Genomic DNA, 16571 nt, shown 5'->3' on the forward strand with positions numbered 1-16571 from the left:
AACTTCCCCCTCGACCTGGCAGCAGCCGAAGCCACCCCCGTGGCTCTGACTGCCCCCGCCATCGGCTGAGGTTGACTCTCAACATGGTTCAACCTCGGTTGGATCGGAAGGCCCCTGCGCAAGCGGGGGCTTTTTGTTGTGGGCTACGGCTGGTGGATGCGGAATCCTGCTCAGTGCTTCAAGCCTTGATCCAAGCCACCGGCTTGCGGCGCTTGGGATACAGCTCCCTGCACAGCGGGCAAACCGTTCCGTCGCAGCCGCGGGCCGTGCAGAATTCGCGGCCATAAAAAATGATCTGTAGGTGCAACTTGTTCCAGGCGTGCTTCGGGAACAGGCGCTTGAGATCGGTTTCCGTGCGGGTCACACTCACGCCGCTGCTGAGGCCCCAGCGCTGCGCCAGGCGATGGATATGCGTATCCACCGGGAAAGCGGGCACGCCAAAGGCCTGCGCCATCACAACCGAGGCCGTCTTGTGGCCCACACCAGGCAGCGCCTCCAGGGCTTGGAAACTGGCCGGCACCTCACCGTTGTGCCGCTCGAGCAGCAACTCCGCCAGCCGTTTCACATTGCGGGCTTTGGTTTTGGCCAACCCCAGCTGACGAATGTGACCCAGGATCGTGGCTTCGGGTAGTGCAGCCATCGACTGCGGAGTCGGCCCGGCTGCAAACAAAGCGGGCGTGACCTCATTCACCTTCTTATCGGTGCACTGGGCGCTGAGCAGCACCGCGATCAACAAGGTGAAGGCATCGCTGTGATCCAGTGGCACCGGTGTGGTGGGGTAGTGCTCCTCCAAACGCTGCAGGATCAGGGCGGCCCGCTCCTCTTTCCTCACCGGTACGACAGGCTTCACGCAAGGCCCAGTTTGTAGGCTCGCTGCAGCGCATTCGGCCCATGGGCAGCAGCTTCGGCGACCTTTTCCGCATCAGCACCTTCGGCGAGTCCCACGGTGGCGGGGTTGGGGTGATCGTGGATGGCTGCCCGCCAAGGCTGGAGCTCGATCTTGAAGCGATTCAGGCGGAACTCGACCGGCGTAAACCCGGCCAGAGCAAGATCACCACGCCGCGCAAGGAAGATGATCGCGTGGAGATTCTCAGCGGTCTGCTCGATGGCGTGACCCTCGGCACGCCGATCGCGATGGTGGTGCGCAACAAGGATCAGCGCCCCCAGGATTACAAGGAGGTGGAGGTGGCCTTCCGGCCCTCCCACGCCGATGCCACCTATCAGGCGAAATACGGCATCCAGGCCCGCAGTGGTGGCGGCCGTGCCTCAGCCCGGGAAACCATCGGCCGGGTGGCCGCGGGAGCCATTGCCAAACAGCTACTGGCCAAAGCCCACGGCACCGAAGTGATCGCCTGGGTGAAGCGGATTCACACCCTGGAAGCCACGATCGATCCGTGCACAGTGCAGCTGGAGGATGTAGAGGCCAACATCGTGCGCTGCCCGGATGCTGCGATGGCAGGGCAAATGATCGAGCGGATTGAGGCGATCGGCCGCGATGGCGATTCCTGCGGCGGCGTGATCGAGTGCGTTGTGCGTCAGGCGCCCGTGGGGCTCGGCATGCCGGTGTTCGACAAGCTGGAAGCGGATCTGGCCAAGGCGGTGATGTCGCTGCCGGCCACCAAGGGATTCGAGATCGGCTCCGGCTTTGAGGGCACCCTGCAGAAAGGAAGCGAACACAACGACGCCTTCCTGCCCACCGGCGATGGCTCCCTGCACACCGCCACCAACAATTCAGGCGGCATTCAGGGCGGGATCAGCAATGGCGAACCGATCGTGATCCGGGTGGCATTCAAGCCCACCGCCACGATCCGCAAGGCCCAGCAAACGATCAACGCCCGCGGCGAAGCCACCACCCTGGAAGCCAAGGGGCGCCACGACCCGTGTGTGTTGCCGCGGGCCGTGCCGATGGTGGAGGCGATGGTGGCCTTGGTGCTGGCGGATCACCTGCTGCGCCAACAGGGGCAGTGCAGCCTGTGGTGATCCACCCTGAGCGCAAGGCCGCTCAGCTCACGCTGGTGAGCTGAGCGGCTCCGTTGCTGCTGGGCGCCACGGGTGCTGCAGCACTCAAACGACTCACGGCCTTCGCCATGCGGCGCGCCACCGAGGAACCACCCGCAGCCTTGGCTTTAGGCGCGGCTTTCACGGCGGCTTTCTTCACCGGATTGCGGGCAGCCTTAGCCGGCTTGGGCTTGGCCTTCGCGGCGGGTTTAGCGGCAGCCTTGGCTGCTGTTTTGCGCGCCGTCGCAGGCTTGGCCGTGGTGGTCTTCGCCGCGGCAGGACGGCGGCTGGTCTTGGCTGATGGTGAAGCCGGCTTCGCTGCAGCTTTGGAGCCGCCGGAGCGGGCGCGGTGACTGAGCACCATGGCCCATTCCGCATCGCTGAGATTGGCGGGCTTGCTGCCGTGGGCGTTGGCAAGCTTGGCCGCCTTTTCGATGTCGCTGATCAGGTTCTTCCAGGAGGTCGCGAAGCGCTTGTCGGATTGGGATTTGGCGCCGCTCTCCACCAGGGTCTCCACCACGCCGGAGGCCGATACCTTCTTGCGGCGGCGATTGAAAATCTCCTTCTGAAGCTGAGCGATCAGGGCATCGGCCTTGTCGCTGAGCTTGATCGTGAGCTGAGACATACAGACAACATCGTCTATCTCAGGGGTAGCACTTGGATCTCAAAGTGACAACAAGCTGACTCAGGGCTGGATCGAGCTGGTCGTCATCAAACAGGCAACTCCCCAGGGCCAGGGCATCGACGCCAGCGGCATACCAAGCGTTGGCATCGCCTGGGGCAAGGCCTCCGGCGGCAATACAAAACGGCAACGGCCGCAGGGGCCCCGCCAGGGCGCGCCAATAACCGGGGCCAAGGCTCGCGGCCGGATAGAGCTTCACAGCCGGGGCCCCCCACCGCACCGCCGCAGTGATTTCGGTGGGGCTGAACACCCCTGGCACCAGCGTGATCGCCGCTGCTGCCGCCTGCTCCAGCAGGGCGCGATCGAGGATCGGCGACACGACGTAGCCAAGCCCCGCTTGAAGGGCTGCCTGCAAACCAGCCGAGCAACGCACCGAGGCCGCACCGAGGCGAAGCTCCGGGAAATCGATCACCAACTCGCGCGCCATCGCCACCCAGTCCGGCGATGGGGTCACAGCCAATTCGGCATGACAAAGGCCCGCCTGGTGCAGCTGCTCAAGCTGCAGGCGAGCCTGGTTTAGAGATTGCGGCCTCAGCACCGCCAGCAAAGGCTGGCGGCGGAGGCCATTGATCAAGCCGGAGGGGTCAGACGTACTCAGCCACCCGCACGTCGCTGCGGATCAGCAGCTCCTGCAGGTCCTCCGCATCCACGGTCTCACGCTCCACCAGCATCTCGGCGAGCTCATCCAGCACCACTCGGTTGCCATTGAGCACGGCTGTGGCGCGCTTGTAGGCCTCGGCCACCAGTTGGCTCACTTCCTCGTCGATGGCAGCGGCGGTGTCTTCGGAGAAGTCGCGCTCAGCGGCGATATCGCGGCCGAGGAACATGCCGCCCTGGCTGCGGCCCAGGGCCACCGGACCAAGACGATCGCTCATGCCGAAACGGGTGACCATTTGGCGGGCCACCCGGGCCACCTGCTGGAGGTCGTTGGAAGCACCGGTGGTGACTTCGTCTTCGCCGTAAACGATCTCCTCGGCGACGCGGCCGCCGAGGGCAACCGCCATCTGGTTCTGGAGATAGGCACGGGAATAGAGGCCCGATTCCATCCGCTCCTCACTGGGGGTGAAGAAGGTGAGGCCACCGGCGTTGCCACGGGGAATGATCGAGATCTTCTGCACCGGGTCGTAATCGGGCATCAGCGCACCCACCAGGGCGTGGCCAGCTTCGTGATACGCCACGAGACGCTTGCGCTTCTCGCTCATCACACGGTCTTTCTTCTCGGGGCCAGCCATCACGCGCTCGATCGCATCGTTCACCTCATCCATGGAGATTTCGGTGAGCTCACGGCGCGCGGCCAGGATCGCGGCTTCGTTGAGCAGGTTGGCGAGGTCGGCGCCGGTGTAACCGGGGGTGCGGCGGGCGATCTTGTCGAGGTCGACGTCCTTAGAGAGGGTCTTGCCGCGGGCATGCACGCCGAGGATCTGGAGACGACCGGCGTAATCCGGGCGATCCACCACCACCTGGCGATCGAAACGGCCTGGACGCATCAGTGCCGCATCCAGCACGTCGGGGCGGTTGGTGGCAGCCACGATGATGATGCCGGTGTTGCCCTCGAAGCCGTCCATCTCCGTGAGGAGCTGGTTGAGGGTCTGCTCGCGCTCGTCGTTGCCGCCGCCGAGACCAGCGCCGCGCTGACGACCCACCGCGTCGATCTCATCGATGAAAACGATGCAGGGAGCGTTCTTCTTGGCTTGCTCGAACAGATCGCGCACGCGGCTGGCGCCCACACCCACGAACATCTCCACGAATTCCGAACCGGAGATCGAGAAGAAGGGCACACCCGCTTCGCCGGCCACTGCCTTGGCCAGCAGGGTTTTACCGGTGCCCGGAGGGCCCACCAGCAGCACTCCCTTGGGGATCTTGGCGCCGACGGCAGTGAAGCGATCGGGGTTCTTGAGGAAGTCGACGACTTCGGTGAGCTCAAGCTTGGCGCCCTCAATACCGGCCACATCACCAAAGGTGACCTGGGTTTGGGGCTCCATCTGGACCCGAGCCTTGCTCTTGCCGAAGTTCATCGCGGGGTTGCCGCCGCCGCCCTGGGCGCGGCGCAGCAGGAAGAACAGGCCACCGAGCAACAGCAGCGGGAAGATCAGCGAGCCGATCGCCTGCTGCCAGGGCTGGGCCTGGCGGGAGGGCTCCACGGCGATGTCGACCTTGTGGTCTTCCAGCAGCTTGAGGAGATCCTTGTCGGGGGCAAGGTTCACCACGGCGCGCTGGCCGTTGTTCTCCACCACCTGGGCGGTGCCGCGATCGGGGGCGATCAGCACCCGCGACACTTCATTACCCTCCACGGCCTCCACAAAGTCGCTGTAGCGGAGGGTGCGCGGCGCATTCGCCGGATCAGGACGGTCGAGGAAGGCCGTACCCACGGCGATCACCACCACGGCTAGGAGCACGTAGAGGCCTGCATTGCGCCAGCGCTTCTTCACTTGGATCTCCGCTGTGATTAAGGAATGTTAACCGCTCTCAGGCGGCGGCCCGCAGAACCTCGACCACGCTACGGAAGGCGAACCACTCGGGGATCTCCTCGCCGCTGCGCAGCATCTTGCGGAACTGGGTGCCGCTGAGCTTCTTCACGTGCAGGCCACGGGCATCGGCGTGCTCGGCTGTCACGTAACCCTCCTCTTCGGTGTACACGAGGTTGAGCGAGGGCACGGTTTCCATGCCGAGCTCGGGGGCGTTGTCGCGGGCGAAATCCTGGGCCTGGTAAGGGCCGTAGAAGTCGTCGCCACTGATCGACGACTTACAGCCCGCCATGTCGCGGCCAATGATGAAGTGGGTGCAGCCGTAGTTCTTGCGGATGATCATGTGCTGCAGCGCCTCGCGCGGGCCAGCCATGTGCATCGAGTAGGGCAGATACGCCCAGCGGATGCGGGGGTTATTCACCTCAGCGGCCAGACGCTCGTAGGTCTGGAAGCGCACCTCACCGGAAATGTCGTCGTCCTGGGTGGGGCCGCAGGTGGGGTGCACCAGCACCACGCCCTGATCGCTCACATTGCTGGCGTCGAGGGCGCGGGTGAACAGTTCGTAGTGGGCACGGTGGATGGGATTGCGGCACTGGAAGGCCACCACGTCCTGCCCCTCAGGCAGAGTTGCGCGCACTTCAGCCGGCGTTTTGCAAGGGAACACCCGCTTGGGCAGCTCCAGGCCCTGGATGGCACCGCCGAGGTAGTAACGACCGCGCTCGGTGGCGATCATCTTCACAGCGGGGTGCTCCAGCGAAGAGGTGCCGTAGCAACCCACCGCCTCGCGGGCTTTGTCGGGTTCCCACTTGCTCTCCACGGTCATCACCGCCAGCTCCTGGCCGCGGTAGGTGAGCAGCAGCTTCTGGCCCACGGCGATGTCATCGCGCTGGGTGTCCATCACGATCGGCAGGCCAAACAGCAGGCCGCTGGTGGTGCGGTGGTTCTCCACCACCGACTGGTAGTCCTCCTGATGCATGAAGCCGCGCAGGGGCGAGAAGCCGCCCACCATCAGCAGCTCCACGTCGCAGGCGTTGCGATCGGAGCACTCCACCACGTGATCCACACCGGCCTTCACCGACTCGTGCTGGTCCGCCGGCACACGCAGATCCACCAGGCTGCCGCCGTGGGGTGCGATCAGGCCCTTGGGCGAAGCAACGGTGCTGGTCATGGCGGCGGGAGATCGCTACGGGTGTTGGCGGCGATTCTCCCAGAGTGCGCAGTCGGGTTCGCCCCGAAGACTCTCGACCGGCGGATATCCATGGATATCCGCCGGTCGAGAGCACAAAAAGGCACAAAAAAGGGGCCCGAGGGCCCCTTGTGATCAGACAGTGCCTGAAGCGAATCAGGCCTTCTCCAGACGGCCGTAGAGCTGACCGGTGATCTTCACGTCGAGAGGATCGTGGCTGCCCATATCGGTGTCGGAGGGCTGAACCGCCGTGAACACACCGGCGAATTCACCGGTGGAGGCATCCACCTTGGTGATGGAGAGATTCATCTCACCGGTGCCGTCGATGTAGCGCTTGCTGTTCTCACGGGCGAGCTCGTCGTCTTGACCGTTGAGAGCCACCAGACCCTGGGCGTACTGCACACCGGTGGTGAGGGCACGGCCCTTGGGATCCAGGAAGTTGGAGGTGCGGTAGCTGGGAACGCGGTAGCTGCCGTTGAGATCGGTGCTGGTAGTGATCGCAGCACCGTCAGCGGTGGCGTCGAGCTCCTTGCTGGAGAAGGTGAAGGGCACCTCTTCACCGCCTGGCAGCAACACGGTCACGATCTGGAAGTCGATGCCGCCCTGCTCTTTGAAATTGATGCCGTTGCCCACCACCGCCAGGTCGCCATACACCTGATCCAGGCTGGTGGTGAAGCGGGTGAGGATCTTGGTGGGCTGGAACTCAGCCTCCACGCGCTTGTTGGCGGGCTCGCCCTTCACATACACCTCAGAGGGGTGCATGCAGATTTCGCGCAGCTGGTACTTGGCACCCGCATCCAGGCTGATCGAACCGCGCGCCGAATCCGGCAGGGTCGGGCAGTCGTTGGCCAGACCGGTGTTGTGGATGTCGTCGTAGGTGAGGTTGGCCCGATCAACAGCCTTGGCGCCACCGCTGCAGGCGGTCACAAGGGTGAGGCAGAGCGCCAGCACAAGGGCCAGCAGAGGACGGAAACGCATGGGGAGAAGCCGGTCTGACAGGGGAAAACCTCTGGATGGGGTGCGCCCGCTGCGGATACTACCGGTGCAAAAAGCCCATTCCGCGTACCATGTCGCGGCTCTCAACAACCTGTATGCGAGAGCCGCAGATCCAGACCGAATGAACGAAGGCATCTCCACTGATTCCACCCGCAGCCTTGCGGCAGGCGACTGGGAAGCGCGCCTCAGCGCCGAACTGATGAGCCTCCAGGCCCTGGCGGATGAAGTGGATGGCGAGCCTGAGGCGCTGCTGTTGCTGCTGCGCCGCCTCGAGGAACTGCACCGCTCCATTCAGGACGGCCCCTTCCGCGCCAGCCTGCCGGCGGACCGCGGCGCCCTGTTCAACCTGCTCCAGGGCATGGAGAAGAGCGGTGGCTGGCCCTACATCCCTCGGTTGCAACTGCGCACCTTCATGGATCTGCTGCAGAACGGCGACTCAGGCGCCGCCCTTGCGGCCTAAGAGGAAGCCCCTAAAGCTGTGATCAACCGGTGGGCCAGGGTCAATTTGCCCATCGACTCCAACCGCTCCACCGCAGCACCGGGCCCCAACAGCCAACCCTGGTTGGTGAAGCTGCCGAAACCGGCACCGGTCTGATCGATCGGGTTGGCGAACAACAAATCGCAGCCTTTGCGGGCGAACTTGGCCTGGGCCTGTGGCAGCACATCCCCGCTTTGAGCGGCAAAGCCGAGGATGCGCTGCCCCGCTGAACGCCGGCTCACCAGCTCCATCAGCAGGTCGGGCACAGGGGCCCAAGGGCCAGCCATCACCGCTTCCAGCTCCGCTTTGCTGGGCTTGTGGCTGAGGGTGCGTGCCGGCCGGTGGTCGGCAACCGCCGCCGCCATCGCGATGGCATGGGCGCGGGGCTGGAGACGCTCCAACGCCTGCTTTAACTCCGCGCCGGTGTCGATCGGATGGAGCGTGAGGCCCTCCAGCCAGGCGGGCGCGACCTGAAGCGCGCCATGCACCAGGTCCACCTCAGCTCCGCGCAAGCGGGCGGCCTGGGCCAGCAGCACACCCATACGCCCCGTGCTGGGATTGCTGATGCAACGGGCTGGATCGAGCCACTCACGGGTGGGGCCAGCGCTCACCAGCAGGCGGCGGCCCTGCCAATCGCGCTGCCAGCCCCAGCTGGCCAGGCTCTCGAGCGCCAACAGCAACAGCTCCGGCTCCGCCATCCGGCCCGAGCCCTGGCGATCACAGGCCAGCAGCCCCTCCGCAGGACCCAACGGCAACACCCGCTCGAACCGCTGCACCTGCTCCCAGTTGGCGCGCACCCCCGGCGCACTCCACATCGCCGTATTCATCGCCGCGGCAGCCAGCACCGGCGCCTCCGTGGCCAACAGGGTGGACGCCAGGAGGGTGTCGCCCAGACCATGCACCCAGCGCCCCAGGGTGGTGGCACTGAGCGGCGCCAACAGCACCAACTCCGCCCATTCCGCCAGCTCCACATGGAGCGGGCGCGGGGCGGTATGGCTCCACTGGTCGGCGTCGAGATAGCAGCGCTCACGGCTGAGGCTGGCTAAGGCCACGGGGCTTACCAGCTGGGCCGCACTGGGGGTGATCACACAACGCACCTGGGCGCCGCGCTTGGCCAGCGCACTCACCACCAGAGGGAGCTTCACCGCGGCGATGCTGCCGCTGATGCCCACCAGGATGCGCCGGCCCGCCAGCGGATCCAAGCGCAAGGCCGGCGGCGGCGGCTCAGTCTTCATCGAAGGGTTCTTGATCCACCAGGTGCACGTAGGGCCGCGCCAGCTCAGGGCGGTGGATGGCCACCGCGCGCAGCAAGTGCCAGTCCTGCAGCCCGGCGAAGGGACTGGGGTAGTCGTCCTCCTCGAGACGCCGAGCCAACACCGCCACCGCCTCCTCATCGAGGGAGGCCAGCAGCTCAGGCGTGATCGCGGCGGACTGGGTCATGGGGGGAGAGACACCGGGCTGCAACGCCACCAGCAAAGGCTGATAAGTTCTCGCAACAGCCCCAGACAGGGGCCGCCAGGGGAATTAGCTCAGCTGGTAGAGCGCTGCGATCGCACCGCAGAGGTCAGGGGTTCGAGTCCCCTATTCTCCATCCACCTCACGAGGCCTGGCAGCGGCAGCGATGAACTGGAGCCCAGACGCCGAAGCCAAGCTCAAGGAGATTCCGTTTTTCGTGCGGCCGGCGGTGCGCAAGCGGATTGAAGCCCTCGCCAGCGAGGCCGGTCGCGATGGGATCGACCTAGCCTTTTATGAAGAGGCCAAAGCCCAGTTCGGCCAAAAGTGAGCCCACACGGCCCCTTTCCTGAGGGCTGTGGGATTCGCAGGGCTGACCATGGCCCGGTCTCTGCTAGAGGGCGATGCGGTAAAAGGGACAGATCAGTCCGTCCCCGGTCGAACGCATGTCGCAGTCGAAGCGCGAGCAGGTGGTGAGCCACCTGCGCTACATCCGCCAGGAACTGCGCGAGATGCACCAGGGCGTGATGGACGACGGCCTGCTGCCGGAAGCCGGTGAGGTGCGCGGTGTGATGGCGCAGATGGAAGCACTGCTGGAGTTGCTGGAAGGCAAAGGCTCCCGTAAGAAAGATGCCGACAGCTGAGCGCTGATTGAGCAGCTCCCGCCCACTGCAGCGCACCAGGCTTCAGCAGAGCCTCGGTGGTGCCGGGCCCCGGCTGGAGCAGTGGGCCCGCAACCCCTGGCGGCGGCTCTCCGTGCTGTTGATCGTGCTGCTGAGCACGTTTTTCCTCGGCAATGCCGTGAGTACCATCATTGGTGCACGGGCTTTCCTGGATCCCCCAGCCGCGCTGATCTGTGTGGTGCTGATGGAGCTGGCAATCCGCGCCCGCAAACCCCTGCTCCGCCGCGGCGGCGACCGGCTGGGGCTGGAATTGCTTGATATGAGCCGGATCGGCTTTTGCTACGGCCTGCTGCTCGAAGGCTTCAAGCTGCTCTGATCGCCACTAGCTCGCGGCCATGAGATAGAGGAGTGCCATTCGCACGGCGATGCCATTGGTCACCTGTTGCTCCACGAGCGAGCGCTGCAGGTCGTCGAGCAGGGCGCCACTCATCTCCACCCCGCGGTTCACAGGGCCTGGATGCAGCACGGGAACCGTGGAGCCGCAGGCTTCCAGGCGTGCATGGGTGAGGCCATAGGCGCGGTGATAGCTCTCCAAGCTGGTGAGCAGGTTTTGGTTCATGCGCTCCTGCTGGAGGCGCAGGGTCATCACCGCATCGGCGCCCTGCAGAGCACGATCAAGATCCCGCTCCACCCGGATGGCTGATCGCTGGGCCACCGGATCGCTGGCCTGCCCGGGCGGCGGCGCTGCAACAAACTGGCCAAAGGCATCCGGAAGCAACGTGGGGGGCCCGCACAGCACCACCTCCGCACCGCAAGCCGTGAGTGCCCAGAGATTGGAGCGCGCCACGCGGGAATGAAGGATGTCGCCCACGATCACAATGCGCCGGCCGCGCAGAGCCTCCGGTGTTGGGGCCTCTGGATTGAACTGACGCGCCAGGGTGAACAAATCGAGCAAGCCCTGGCTGGGGTGGCTGTGCAGACCATCACCGCCGTTGAGCACCGCCACGCGCTCGCCGCTGACATCCAGATCGCGGGCCAAACAGGCCGGCACGGCTGTGCAGCGGTGCCGCACCACCAACAGATCGGCGCCCATGGCCACGTAGGTGCGCACCGTATCGAGCAGGCTTTCGCCTTTGCTCAGCGAGCTCGACGACGGCGAGAAGCTCTGCACATCGGCCGACAAACGCTTGGCCGCCAGCTCAAAGCTGCTGCGGGTGCGGGTGCTGGGCTCAAAAAACAGCGTGGTGACCAGGCGGCCCTGCAGCGCCGGCAGTTTGCGGGCGCCAGAGCTCGGCATCACCCGAAAGCGCTGGGCCAACTCCAACACCGTGGCGTAGTCATCGAGCGAGAAGGCCGCCAGATCCAGCACGTGGCGGTGGGTCCAGTCGCTCAAGGTGGGCTGCGAGAGACATCTTCAGGCTAGAAGCCCGCCGGCAACGCGGCCACGCTGAGGGCGTCCGCCCGGGCTGGTGTGCGATCTCCCCGAGCCCGCTTGCTCACACTGCGGCTGGCGCGCAGATACCAGCGCCAGGGCAGCTCTTGCCCCTGGCTGATGCCGATGCGGGTGGTCTGCACCAAATCGCCGGGGCCGATCGCCGCCCAGCCCGGAGATCTGGCGGCCAGCCACAGGCCTGCCTCTGGATCCACAGGCTGAGCATCGCGGCGGCCATCGATGCCAAAGCGCCGTGCCAACAATGCCGGACCTGCTGCCACCCGCTCCGGCTCATCGGGCAGAGCCACAGCCCTGAGCAACACACCGTTGGCCCACTCCGCCCGATCGGTCACCACATTCACGCAGTGGTGGATGCCATAGCTGACATACACATAGAAACGCCCTGGCTCACCAAAGAGCGTTTCGTTGCTCGGGGAGCGGCGGCGGTAGCCGTGGCAGGCGGGGTCGTCTTGGGAATACGCCTCCGTTTCCACAATCAAGCCCCACAGAAACTCGCCGTCCGCTTGGCGCTTCACCAGCAGGCAGCCGATGAGCTCGGGAGCGACGACCTCCGCTGGGCGGGCGAAGAAGGATGGGGGTAGGTGCGACGGCAGCCATGCTTTGCGCTCTGGATCACAGCCCGACACAACCACTGCCCAGCAGGGATCAACTCCAGCAGACTGGGCTGATCACAGCAACGGATCGATGGACCACAGCTCCGGCTTCACCCTCGCCACCGTGCTGATCGGCGGCAGCGGCCTGTTCGTACTGGCCACCCTGTTCTTCGGCACCAAGGGCGGCTACTACGACACCGACGACTACGACGGCAACGGCACCGCCCACTGAAGCCGGCCCAGCACCCCGACCCAGCCCCAGCACCCATTCACCATCCCCATGCGCTCCACCCTGCTGAGCCTCCTGCTCGGCAGCGCCGTCTTGGCATGCCTGACGTTCACCGAAACGCTCCCCTGGCTGCTGGAGCAAACGGGAACAGCCGTGTTGCTGGGGCTGCTGCTCCTGAGCGCAGTGGTACTAGTGCTCGCCACCCGCGTGGCCCATCACGCTGATGAGCTGGCCCTGAAGCTCGGGGAGCCTTACGGCACCTTGATCCTCACTGCCTCAGCGATCGTGGTGGAACTGGCTCTGATCGCCAGCACCATGACCACCGGCGAGCAGAACCCAACCCTGGCGCGGGATTCGATGTTCGCCGTATTGATGATCGCCCTCACGGGCGTGAAAGGGATCTCGATTTTTCTGGCGGCCCAGGAGCAAGTGCGGCAGCTCGACGCCCCACTCAGCTCCGCCAGCGAGCTGGCGAGCATGAATCTGAGTGGATCCTCCACCTATCTCAGCTTGATTTCCGCCATCAGCGTGATGGCCCTGATCACCCCCAACTTTTCCCAGTCCACCGATGCGGCCAACTTCACCACGCCGGTGAATGTGGTGTTGAGCGTGGCAGCGGTTGGGCTCTACAGCGTGTTTCTCACCTACCAAACCGGCACCTACCGAACCCTGTTCACCGAAAGTGCCGCCCAGGCCAAGTGGCTGGAGGGCGCTGCGGCTGAATCGGATCGCACCATTGCACTTCTGCCATCAATCAGCCTGCTGGGCGCCGGCCTGCTGCTCCTGGTGCTGATCACCGAATCGATGGGTCAGCTGATCGAAACGAGCATTACCGATCTGGGGCTACCTAATTCGATGGGAGGCGTGCTGGTGGGTCTGCTGGTGCTGGCCCCTGAAGCCCTCAATGCCTTCCAGGCCGCCTCCCGCGGCGAGGTGCAGCGCTCACTCAACACCCTCTATGGCTCCGTCCTCTCCACCCTCTGCCTCACGGTGCCGGCCGTGTTGCTCATCGGAGCATTGATCCACACCGATGTGATCCTCGGCCTCGACCCCCTGGAGATGGTGCTGCTCGGGCTCACCCTGTTCCTGGTGAGGCCCACCAGCGGCCGGGTGACCCGTCTGGATGGCTTGGTGCTGCTGGTGATCTTCTTTTTCTGGATTGCCCTGCAGCTGGGCTAATGGCTCAGCCCTGGCTCGGCAGCTGCTCGGATTCCGGGCAGTCGCCGGTCACCTCGATGTCGTCCGCTTGGGCGCTGCGACTGAAGTAAGCCAGGCGGGTACTGACCGCGCCGATCGAATCGAGCCGCACGCATTCCTCCCAGCTGTGCGACTCGTCGTCGTCTTCAGCGTCGTAGCGGAGGGTCACCAGGTCGCCCTCCAGCTCAACCACCAGCGCCTCTTCAATCCAGCGCTGTTGATCGCGCAGAAACACCCAGATCGGCCGTTGCTCGCACTGAAAGCGGTAGAGCTTGCGCTGCAGCATGGGGTGCCCTCAGGAACCACCTGTTCTCAATCCTAGGGATACTGAGCTGACCTGAGCTGATCCGCCGTCGTGGTTGCCACCAGTGCTGAAGAGATCCGGCTGCAGCTGCGCAGCTGGCCGGAGGTGGAGGCCTATCTGCAGCGCTGCAAGGGGGTGATCGTGCCGCTGGGCTCCACCGAGCAGCACGGCCCCACCGGCGCCATCGGCACCGATGCCCTCACCGCCGAAGCGGTTGCTCTGGAGGTGGGGCGCCGCAGCGGTGTGCTCGTCACGCCAGCCCAGGCCTTCGGCATGGCCGAACACCACTTGGGCTTTGCCGGCACCATGAGCCTGCAGCCCTCCACCCTGCTGGCGGTGATGCACGACCTGGTGCTCTCCCTGGCCCGCCACGGCTTTGAGCGCATCTATGTGATCAATGGCCACGGCGGCAACATCGCCACCACCAAGGCCGCCTTCGCCCAGGCCTATGGCACCGCGGCCAGCCGGGGCCTGGCCGCGGCCCCCAACCTGCGCTGCAAGCTCGCCAACTGGTTCATGGCACCGGAAGCGATGGGGCTGGCGCGGGAGCTCTACGGCGACAAAGAAGGCCACCACGCCACGCCGAGCGAGATCGCGATCACCCTGGCGCTGGAGCCCACCCTGCAGAGCAAGCAGCGGCCCCTGCCCGAGCCGGCGCCCGCTGGCCCGATCCATGGACCCGACGATTTCCGCCGCCGCCATCCCGATGGCCGCATGGGCTCCGACCCATCACTGGCCAAGGCCGAACACGGCCATCGCTTCCTGGAGGTGGCGGCCACTGCCCTCAGCGCCGATCTGCAACGCTTCCTGGAGGAGCCCTCCAGCTAGGTTCTGCCCATGAGCAACATCAGCGCCGACGACGTTCGCAAGGTGGCCAAGCTGGCCCGCCTTGAACTACCCGAGGAGAAGGTGGCCACCTACACCACCCAACTCGAGCGGATCCTCGACTACGTAGATCACCTGCAGGCGGTGGACACCGAAGGCGTGCCTCCCACCACCCGCGCCGTGGAAGTGGTGAACGTAACCCGCGACGACGTGGTGGTGCCCACCGAAGTGCGCGAACAGCTGCTCGATGAAGCCCCCCAGCGCGAGGGCGACTTCTTCCGCGTGCCGAAGATCCTCGCGGACTGATCAGCGTTTCGGCGACACCGCCGTGCGGTGGAGCAGCGCCACCACATGGCGGCGAGCCTTGAAGCTGGGCAGCAGTCCGGCGATGGGGCGCAACTTGCTGCGGCGGCGCTTGTGGCTGCGCACGCCCAGCAGGATGTCGTAAATGAAGTTGGTGAAGTCACCCTTGCTTTCGAACAAGCCGAGGCGCTGGGGTGAGCCCTTCGCATCCAAGATCGGTTTGGTGGCCTCATAGGCCGGTTTGTACTCAAACCAAGGAATCGAAGGCCAGAGATGATGCACCAGGTGGTAGTTCTGGCCCATGATCAGCCAGTTCATCAGCCTGCCGGGGTAAATCCGGGCGTTGTGCCAGCGGTTGCGTGACAGGAACGGCCGGTGAGGCAGGTAATCGAAGAACAGGCCCAGGGTCACACCCACCATCAAAGCGGGCGCGAACCAGCAGTTGAAGATGAAATCAATGAAGCCATATTTGATGCCAGCCAGCACGATGGCGAAAAACACACCGCGGCCAAGGCCCCACTCCAGCAGCTCATAGCGGCGCCAGAGGCGGCGCTGGAAGAAGAAATATTCGTGATAGAAGAAACGGGGCGCAATTAACCACAGCGGGCCAAAGGTGCTCACGATGTGATCCGGATCATTCTTCGGATCGTTCACATGGGCGTGGTGCTGCAGATGCACGCGCGTAAACACCGGAAAGCTGAAGCCCAGCAACAGGGCCGCGCCGTGCCCCATGAAGGCATTCCAGAACCGATTCGGATGGGCCGCGTTGTGGCACGCGTCGTGAATCACCGTGCCTTCGAGGTGCAGGGCCAGAAAACCTGTGGCCAGCAGCGGCAGCAGCGGCCACTCCCACACAAACCAACCTGCGATCGTGAGGGCCGCCAGCCCATAACCACCCAGGAAGAGCCCCACCGTGGGGTTCCAGGCGGCCGGCGGATCGAGGTACTCGCGCGGCACAGCGCTCACCGATGCCCGCAGCTCCCGCGAGGCGCCGTCCATCTCCGGTGACTGAACCAGAGCTTGCGTCATTCCCTGGCTGCACCGGCCAACATTGAGGCCACCTTAGGAAGTTGGGGCCGTCCCCCCGATGCCCACCGGGGGACTTGAACCCCCACAGCCGAAGCCACTGGAACCTAAACCCAGCGCGTCTACCAATTCCGCCAGGTGGGCATGGCGCGACTGTACGGATGCACCGAGAATGCGGTCAATCTCGATGCAGTCATGGTGGCCAGCCTCAGCGGATCGCTTGCCCTGGTGGTGGGCCTGGCCGTGCTGCTCCTGCCCTTGCTGGCCACAGAGCTGTCGCGGCCCCGCGATGCCATGTGGGGTGCGGTGGTGCTGCTGCTGGGGCTCACGCTGGTCACCAGCGCCGATCGCCTCACCGGCTCTCCGATGCTCGCCGTGCTCTGTGGTGGGCTGTTGATCGGCCGCCTCGGTGTGGAGGTGCTGCAACTGCGTTGGCGCGCCCTCACCCCCGAGGAGCAACAGCGCCTGCTCTCGATCGAACGCTGGCAAACCAGCCTGAACGAGCTGCTGGTGAGTGTGGCCAAGGGCATCGCGGCAGTGAGTGCCGCATCGGCCACCGTGCTGGCGGCGCTCAAGCGCGGTGGCGGCAGCAAGGGAAGCAGCGGCAAGCGCTGGGTGCGCGCTGAAGAGGCCTCCGCCTCCGCGCCTGCAGCCCAGCCCACCACGCCTGAAGCCACGGCGGTGGTGAGCTCCTTTGCCGAAATCGATCAGCTGCTCCAAGCCGCCGTCAGCCAAGCGGGATAATCGGCCCTTGCTGCTCC

22 protein-coding genes and 2 tRNA genes are annotated in these 16571 nt (G+C 65.2%); 11 read left to right on the forward strand and 13 right to left on the reverse strand.

The window, feature by feature from the left end; all coding sequences use genetic code 11:
• Positions 1–178 precede the first annotated feature (178 nt).
• Positions 179–832 (reverse strand): endonuclease III, encoded by a 654-nt coding sequence (gene nth, locus KUL97_RS09435; protein WP_217796762.1) that lies wholly within the window; start codon positions 830–832, stop codon positions 179–181.
• A gap of 59 nt (positions 833–891) precedes the next feature.
• On the opposite strand from nth, the gene aroC reads away from it, so the two are divergent.
• Entirely contained in the window at positions 892–1980 is a 1089-nt protein-coding gene (gene aroC, locus KUL97_RS09440) for a chorismate synthase (RefSeq protein WP_217796763.1), read from the forward strand.
• 22 nt (positions 1981–2002) lie between these two features.
• On the opposite strand, the gene KUL97_RS09445 is transcribed toward aroC, so the two are convergent.
• The 5 genes from KUL97_RS09445 to KUL97_RS09465 form a co-directional block, all read right to left on the reverse strand.
• Positions 2003–2623 carry a hypothetical protein gene (locus KUL97_RS09445; protein WP_217796764.1) on the reverse strand — a complete coding sequence of 207 codons (621 nt, stop codon included), beginning with the start codon at positions 2621–2623 and terminating at the stop codon, positions 2003–2005.
• Between the two features lie 19 nt (positions 2624–2642).
• A complete protein-coding gene (locus KUL97_RS09450) occupies positions 2643–3254 on the reverse strand; it encodes a bifunctional 4-hydroxy-2-oxoglutarate aldolase/2-dehydro-3-deoxy-phosphogluconate aldolase (protein WP_217796765.1) in 612 nt (203 codons plus the stop codon).
• Positions 3255–3264: 10 nt separating this feature from the next.
• The gene (ftsH3, locus tag KUL97_RS09455) at positions 3265–5109 is read right to left on the reverse strand and encodes an ATP-dependent zinc metalloprotease FtsH3 (RefSeq protein WP_217796766.1); all 1845 of its coding nucleotides are present in this window, start codon (positions 5107–5109) and stop codon (positions 3265–3267) included.
• 37 nt (positions 5110–5146) lie between these two features.
• The gene (gene sat / locus KUL97_RS09460; RefSeq protein ID WP_217796767.1) at positions 5147–6313 is read right to left on the reverse strand and encodes a sulfate adenylyltransferase; all 1167 of its coding nucleotides are present in this window, start codon (positions 6311–6313) and stop codon (positions 5147–5149) included.
• 174 nt (positions 6314–6487) lie between these two features.
• Positions 6488–7309 (reverse strand): photosystem II manganese-stabilizing polypeptide, encoded by an 822-nt coding sequence (locus KUL97_RS09465; RefSeq protein ID WP_010311944.1) that lies wholly within the window; start codon positions 7307–7309, stop codon positions 6488–6490.
• Between the two features lie 139 nt (positions 7310–7448).
• Between KUL97_RS09465 and KUL97_RS09470 the strand changes: the two genes are divergently transcribed.
• On the forward strand, positions 7449–7787 hold the full coding sequence (locus tag KUL97_RS09470) for a hypothetical protein (RefSeq protein WP_217796768.1): 339 nt from the start codon (positions 7449–7451) through the stop codon (positions 7785–7787).
• On the opposite strand, the gene coaBC is transcribed toward KUL97_RS09470, so the two are convergent.
• Together coaBC and KUL97_RS09480 are read right to left on the reverse strand one after the other, a co-directional pair.
• A complete protein-coding gene (gene coaBC, locus KUL97_RS09475; protein ID WP_254896403.1) occupies positions 7784–9013 on the reverse strand; it encodes a bifunctional phosphopantothenoylcysteine decarboxylase/phosphopantothenate--cysteine ligase CoaBC in 1230 nt (409 codons plus the stop codon). The two genes, KUL97_RS09470 and coaBC, sit on opposite strands and share 4 nt — an antisense overlap.
• 16 nt (positions 9014–9029) lie before the next feature.
• Positions 9030–9245, reverse strand: a complete 216-nt coding sequence (locus KUL97_RS09480) for a DUF2555 domain-containing protein (protein WP_217796770.1) — start codon at positions 9243–9245, stop codon at positions 9030–9032.
• Between the two features lie 78 nt (positions 9246–9323).
• Between KUL97_RS09480 and KUL97_RS09485 the strand changes: the two genes are divergently transcribed.
• The 4 genes from KUL97_RS09485 (at position 9324) to KUL97_RS09500 (ending at position 10256) form a co-directional block, all read left to right on the forward strand.
• A tRNA-Ala gene (locus tag KUL97_RS09485) sits at positions 9324–9396 on the forward strand.
• A gap of 30 nt (positions 9397–9426) precedes the next feature.
• Entirely contained in the window at positions 9427–9588 is a 162-nt protein-coding gene (locus KUL97_RS09490; RefSeq protein ID WP_217796771.1) for a PCP reductase family protein, read from the forward strand.
• 115 nt (positions 9589–9703) lie between these two features.
• A complete protein-coding gene (locus KUL97_RS09495; protein WP_010311955.1) occupies positions 9704–9901 on the forward strand; it encodes a hypothetical protein in 198 nt (65 codons plus the stop codon).
• 7 nt (positions 9902–9908) lie between these two features.
• Positions 9909–10256: a DUF565 domain-containing protein gene (locus KUL97_RS09500; protein WP_217796772.1), complete on the forward strand. Its 348-nt coding sequence runs from the start codon at positions 9909–9911 to the stop codon at positions 10254–10256.
• Between the two features lie 6 nt (positions 10257–10262).
• Here the strand turns inward: KUL97_RS09500 and KUL97_RS09505 are convergent, their stop codons facing one another.
• Together KUL97_RS09505 and KUL97_RS09510 are read right to left on the reverse strand one after the other, a co-directional pair.
• Positions 10263–11273 (reverse strand): aspartate carbamoyltransferase catalytic subunit, encoded by a 1011-nt coding sequence (locus KUL97_RS09505; protein WP_217796773.1) that lies wholly within the window; start codon positions 11271–11273, stop codon positions 10263–10265.
• A 26-nt stretch (positions 11274–11299) separates the two neighbouring features.
• Positions 11300–11926, reverse strand: a complete 627-nt coding sequence (locus KUL97_RS09510) for a DNA-3-methyladenine glycosylase (protein WP_217797281.1) — start codon at positions 11924–11926, stop codon at positions 11300–11302.
• Positions 11927–12017: 91 nt separating this feature from the next.
• Here KUL97_RS09510 and KUL97_RS09515 point away from each other — a divergent pair, with 91 nt between their 5' ends.
• Together KUL97_RS09515 and KUL97_RS09520 are read left to right on the forward strand one after the other, a co-directional pair.
• Complete coding sequence (locus KUL97_RS09515) at positions 12018–12158, forward strand: hypothetical protein (protein ID WP_217796774.1); 141 nt, start codon at positions 12018–12020, stop codon at positions 12156–12158.
• Positions 12159–12206: 48 nt separating this feature from the next.
• Positions 12207–13334, forward strand: coding sequence for a calcium:proton antiporter (locus tag KUL97_RS09520; protein ID WP_217796775.1), 1128 nt, complete (start codon positions 12207–12209; stop codon positions 13332–13334).
• A gap of 4 nt (positions 13335–13338) precedes the next feature.
• Here the strand turns inward: KUL97_RS09520 and KUL97_RS09525 are convergent, their stop codons facing one another.
• A complete protein-coding gene (locus KUL97_RS09525; RefSeq protein WP_217796776.1) occupies positions 13339–13638 on the reverse strand; it encodes a DUF6679 family protein in 300 nt (99 codons plus the stop codon).
• A 69-nt stretch (positions 13639–13707) separates the two neighbouring features.
• Between KUL97_RS09525 and KUL97_RS09530 the strand changes: the two genes are divergently transcribed.
• Together KUL97_RS09530 and gatC are read left to right on the forward strand one after the other, a co-directional pair.
• The gene (locus KUL97_RS09530) at positions 13708–14484 is read left to right on the forward strand and encodes a creatininase family protein (protein WP_217796777.1); all 777 of its coding nucleotides are present in this window, start codon (positions 13708–13710) and stop codon (positions 14482–14484) included.
• Between the two features lie 9 nt (positions 14485–14493).
• Complete coding sequence (gene gatC / locus KUL97_RS09535; protein WP_217796778.1) at positions 14494–14787, forward strand: Asp-tRNA(Asn)/Glu-tRNA(Gln) amidotransferase subunit GatC; 294 nt, start codon at positions 14494–14496, stop codon at positions 14785–14787.
• On the opposite strand, the gene crtR is transcribed toward gatC, so the two are convergent.
• Both crtR and KUL97_RS09545 read right to left on the reverse strand, forming a co-directional pair.
• Positions 14788–15813: a beta-carotene hydroxylase gene (gene crtR / locus KUL97_RS09540; RefSeq protein WP_217796779.1), complete on the reverse strand. Its 1026-nt coding sequence runs from the start codon at positions 15811–15813 to the stop codon at positions 14788–14790. It lies immediately after the preceding gene.
• Between the two features lie 59 nt (positions 15814–15872).
• Positions 15873–15954, reverse strand: a tRNA-Leu gene (locus KUL97_RS09545).
• Between the two features lie 51 nt (positions 15955–16005).
• Between KUL97_RS09545 and KUL97_RS09550 the strand changes: the two genes are divergently transcribed.
• A complete protein-coding gene (locus KUL97_RS09550) occupies positions 16006–16554 on the forward strand; it encodes a Ycf66 family protein (protein ID WP_217796780.1) in 549 nt (182 codons plus the stop codon).
• The last annotated feature ends 17 nt before the right edge of the window (positions 16555–16571 follow it).

Origin of the sequence: Synechococcus sp. HK05 (genome assembly GCF_019104765.1) — a bacterium.
Taxonomy (GTDB): domain Bacteria; phylum Cyanobacteriota; class Cyanobacteriia; order PCC-6307; family Cyanobiaceae; genus Vulcanococcus.